This window comes from Mesorhizobium sp. M7A.F.Ca.CA.001.08.2.1, assembly GCF_003998455.1.
Lineage (GTDB): Bacteria > Pseudomonadota > Alphaproteobacteria > Rhizobiales > Rhizobiaceae > Mesorhizobium > Mesorhizobium ciceri.
This window is the reverse complement of sequence record NZ_RZPW01000494.1, coordinates 1-4,728: the sequence shown is the minus strand read 5'-3', so window position 1 is coordinate 4,728 and position 4,728 is coordinate 1. Positions and strand designations below refer to the sequence as shown.

General features: G+C 64.4%; 4 protein-coding genes. 2 read left to right on the top strand and 2 right to left on the bottom strand.

Going from position 1 to position 4,728, the window contains the following annotated elements:
• Window positions 1-163: 163 nt before the first annotated feature.
• The gene (ybaL, locus tag EN914_RS24615) at window positions 164-1,960 is read right to left on the bottom strand and encodes a YbaL family putative K(+) efflux transporter (protein ID WP_024502843.1); all 1,797 of its coding nucleotides are present in this window, start codon (window positions 1,958-1,960) and stop codon (window positions 164-166) included.
• Window positions 1,961-2,179: 219 nt separating this feature from the next.
• Complete coding sequence (locus tag EN914_RS24610) at window positions 2,180-2,629, bottom strand: host attachment protein (protein WP_024502842.1); 450 nt, start codon at window positions 2,627-2,629, stop codon at window positions 2,180-2,182.
• Window positions 2,630-3,050: 421 nt separating this feature from the next.
• Between EN914_RS24610 and cysG the strand changes: the two genes are divergently transcribed.
• Window positions 3,051-4,502, top strand: coding sequence for a siroheme synthase CysG (gene cysG, locus EN914_RS24605; protein WP_024502841.1), 1,452 nt, complete (start codon window positions 3,051-3,053; stop codon window positions 4,500-4,502).
• On the top strand, window positions 4,499-4,728 hold a 230-nt coding region (locus EN914_RS24600; RefSeq protein ID WP_127389322.1), incomplete at its 3' end, for a DUF2849 domain-containing protein. The genes cysG and EN914_RS24600, both read left to right, overlap by 4 nt.

Below are 4,728 nucleotides of genomic sequence, written 5' to 3'. Positions count from 1 at the left end.
TTCATCACCATGTTCAAGAAGGCGCTTGGGAAGCCGCCGGCCAAATACCTCAGCGGTATCGCGCAAAATGGCGGCTCTGCATTCGTGGCGTGATGCTCGCTTGAAAGGGTGGTCGAGCCGATCACGTTGCCAGCGTGCGAGAGTGCAGCTTGGGCTTTGGGACTCAGGCCACCGACGGCTCGGCGGTTTCGCGCCTCAACTCCGGTTTGGAACCGAGAACTTCTTCCACAATCCCGCGCGCAATCTCGCGCTCGCCCATGATCACCGTATCGGCGCCCAAACCCTTGAGATGTTCGACCTCGGCATCGGAATGGGCACGGGCGATGACGTTGATAGCGGGATTGGCGGCGCGGGCGCGGAGCACGATCTGGCCGGCTTCGAAGGCATTGGGGATCGCAAGGATCAGCCGGCTGGCGCCCTCGGGATTGGCGGCGGCGAACACTTCGGCATTGGCCGCATTGCCGGCGACGGTCTCGACGCTGTCCGCTTTCAGCTTCGCCAGCGTCTTGTCGGCGTCCTCGATGACCAGGAAGGGCATTGCCGCGCCTTTCAGCGCCGAGCCGACCAGGCCACCGACACGGCCGTAGCCGATCAGGATGGCATGGCCGGTGAGTGTCGTCTTTGGCGGCGGCCCGTCCTCCTTTTTCGCCGCTGCCGCGACAGAGGCCACCTGGCCCGGCTCCGTCGCCGGACCAACCGGTTTTGCCTCGACCGGTGGTGCCGTCCTGGCGGCGCGCCGTTCCAGCCACGGCTTCATCCAGTCGATGGCCAGGAACATCAGCGGGTTGAGGACAATCGACAGGATCGCACCGGCCAGAATGAGGTCGCGGCCCTGTTCCGGCAGCAGCTTCAGCCCGACGCCGAGTTCAGCCAGGATGAAGGAGAACTCGCCGATCTGGGCGAGGCTTGCCGAGATTATCAGCGCCGTGGCGATGGGATAGCCGAAGGCAACAACGATGGCGAACGCGGCCAGTGATTTGCCGATGACGATGATGGCGAGCGTCGCCAGGATCGGCCAACCATTGCTGATCAGGCTGAACGGGTCGAACAGCATGCCGACTGAGACGAAGAACAGCACGGAGAAGGCATCGCGCAGCGGCAGCGATTCTTCCGCCGCGCGGTGGCTGAGTTCGGATTCGCTCATGATCATGCCGGCGAAGAAGGCGCCCAGCGCCAGCGAGACACCGAACAGTTTGGCCGCACCGAAGGCGACGCCGAGCGCGATGGCCAGAACCGCCAGCCGGAACAGTTCGCGCGAGCCGGTATGGGCGACATAGTGCAGGATCCAGGGAATGACCCGGCGGCCGACCACCAGCATGACGATGACGAAAGCGGTGACCTTGGCCAGCGTGATGCCGACGACGCCCCAGATGCCGTAGCTGGCCGGCAGCGACAGCAGGCCGCTGGCATGGGCGTCGGCCTGCTCCTGGCCGCCGAGCACGCCAGCGAGCGCCGGCAGCAGCACCAGCGCCAGCACCATGGCCAGATCCTCGACGATCAGCCAGCCGACGGCGATGCGGCCGCGCTCGGTCTCGATCATCCGCCGTTCCTGCAGGGCACGCAGCAGCACCACGGTCGAGGCGACCGACAACGCCAGGCCGAACACCAGCCCCGCGCCCATCGACCAGCCGAGCATCCAGGCAAGACCAGCGCCAAGCGCGGTGGCAAAGCCGATCTGGACGATGGCGCCCGGCACGGCGATGGCACGCACCGACAGCAGATCCTTGAGCGAGAAGTGCAGCCCGACGCCGAACATCAGCAAGATGACGCCGATTTCGGCCAGTTCGTTGGCAAGCCCGGCATCGGCGACGAAGCCGGGCGTGTTCGGCCCGACCAGCACGCCGGCTATGAGATAACCGACCAGGGGCGGAATGCGGAAGCGGTTGGCGAGAGCCCCGAAGACGAAAGCCAGCCCCAGACCGGCGACGATGGTGGCGATAAGGGGCGTGTCATGCGGCATTGTCTATGGAGCGCCTTTCAAGTCAGCGATGTTGGATGAGCGCCGCCCAAGGCCGCCGCCTGTTTGCAATATGATGGATGGTATGTCGGCGATGCAACCCGCAAAGCCGTGAAATCGACGGCGCTGCCGCGAAAATTTGACCGGCGGCTGAGAAAGCTGCCGGCCGGATCGGAATTTGTGCGGAGCTATTCGTCTCGATTCGTCAGGGCCGATCGATGATCAGGCTGCCCGCAGCAAGGCCTCGATTTCCGGTATGGCATGGTTGGTCAATGTCTTGGGAATTTCGGCGGTCACCTTGTCCCCGACCTCCTTGTGCAGCTTTTTGCGCATTGTCCCAAGCACCACCGGCGGCGCGACGAGCACGATCTCGCTGAACTCGCCGTCATGCGCGAGCTTGTAGAGCCGGGCGGCGATTTCATCGGCAAAACGCTCCTTGCCGATGCGGTGCCAGTCCGTATCCTCGACTGCGCTGCGGTGTAAGGAGGGACCATCACTGTATCGGCCGGGGCTGTCACTGCCTTGCTCGCGGGTGGGCGGGTTGTCCTGCTGCATTTCCTGCACCACTTCGAGATTCGGATATTTGTTGTCACCGGCGTTCCTGAGGAAAAGCGCCTTCTCGCCATCGGCCACGATCACCCAGATACCGTGCTTGAGTATGATTGTGTTCATGATGACAGGGCTCCTTTTTAGCCGCGTGGCGACCTTTAGTTGGCATTCCGCAGCCGGATTTCGATCCGACATGACGGGCCTTTTGAGAACGCACCTCGAGCCGGTAATGTTCCAGTCGGCAGCCACGTCGGCGTCGGACATTCTGGCTATCCCGAGGTCGCGACTTTAATCTACTAACTTGGTAGAATTTAGAAAAAACAGTTTTGCGGCTTTTCTCGCCGGGCGCTAAAAGAGCCACAAATCAAGGCCTGCGACAGCAGCTTGAATCCGCTCTATCTGTAAATGAGAAATATTTTTCTCTTGGCCGGGATGCTTTCAGAAAAGCAATTGCATCCCGATAAGGGATGCGCGAGTGCGTTCCTTCTGGTTTCTCGCGCTCGCGCGTAGAACTGCAAGCTCATTGAGGATTCCGCTCGCGTCCATGTCGCACACTGCTCCCAAGCTCAACGCCTTCCCCGTGTTCATGCGGGTTGAGGGCGAAGCTGTGGCCATCGTCGGGGGCGGCGAAGAGGCGCTGGCCAAGGCGCGGCTGATCGGACAGTCGAGCGCGCTCCTGCGGATCGTCGCGGAACACGCCGAGCCCGACCTGCTCGCCTTCGTCGCCCAGGCCGGCGCGACGCATTTTGCCGCGGCTTACGAGGCGTCGCAGCTCGAAGGCGCGGTCATGGTGTTTGCCGCCAGCGGCGACGAGGAACTCGACCGCCGGGTGGCCGCGGATGCGCGCCGCCTAGGCATTCCGGTCAATGCCGTCGATCGGCCTGAGCTTTGCGATTTCTTCACCCCGGCGCTGGTCAACCGCGCGCCGGTGGCCATCGCCATCGGCACCGAGGGGGCAGGCCCGGTGCTTGCCCAGATGTTGCGCGGCCGCATCGACCGCATGCTGTCGCCGTCGCTCGGGCCGCTGGCAATTCTTGCGGCTTCGTTTCGCGGGGCTGCCGAGAAGCTGCTGCCGAGAGGCAATGCCCGCCGCCGCTTCTGGAATGATTTCTTCGCTGGCGCTCCTGCGCGCGCGGCTGAAGCCGGCCAGCTTTCGCAGGCGCATGACGCCGCCGTCGATCTTCTGCTGTCGAACACGCCCGCTTGCGGTCACATCGCGCTGGTTGGCGCCGGTCCGGGCGCCGAGGATCTATTGACCTTGCGAGCCCATCGTCTGCTGATGGAAGCCGATGTCATCGTCCATGACGCCCTTGTGCCCGAGGCGGTCGTTGCCATGGGTCGCCGCGATGCCGAGCGCCTGCCGGTCGGAAAGCGCAAGGGCTGCCACACCAAGAGCCAGGCTGAGATCAATGCGCTGCTGGTCGAGCTTGGCCGTGAAGGCAAGCGTGTCGTGCGGCTGAAGTCTGGCGATCCGCTGGTGTTCGGCCGGGCCGGCGAAGAGATGGCGGCACTTCGCGACGCCGGCATCGCCTATGAGGTGGTCCCGGGCGTCACCGCGGCCTTTGCCGCCGCCGCCGATTTCGAACTGCCGCTGACCTTGCGCGGTGTCTCCTCGTCGATGGTGTTCACCACCGGCCACGACCTCAAGGGCAATTCGCTGCCCGACTGGGCCAAGCTCGCGATTTCCGGCGCTACCGTCGCCGTCTATATGGGCCGCTCGGTGGCGGCCGAGGTTGCCGGACGGCTGATCGAGGCCGGCCTGTCGCCGGACACTGCGGTGGCCGTGGTCGAGAATGCCAGCCTCGCCAACCGGCGGCGCTTCCACGGCACGCTTGCCGACCTGCCGTCGCTGGAAGCGCGCGCCGATCTTTCCGGTCCGGTCATGACCATCATCGGCGATGCGGTCGCCGGCGCCAACTTTGAACGGTCCGAGCCGCTGGCGGCACACAGGCATGAAGGCGCGTCCAGTTCGGTCGCCGAAGGAGTTCAGCAATGAAGATACTGACCGCCAACCGCCTCACCGACGGCATCGCCGTCTGGTACGCCGATGGCGGCTGGGCCGAGACGGTGGATCATGCCGACCTCGCCCATGACAAGGCAGCCGATGACAGGCTCGAGGCGATCGGCGCCAAGGCCTATGCCGCCAACGAAGTGGTCGACGTCAATTTGATCGACGCCGAAGTCGTCAACGGCGTCGTCCAACCGGTGCGGCTGCGCGAGAA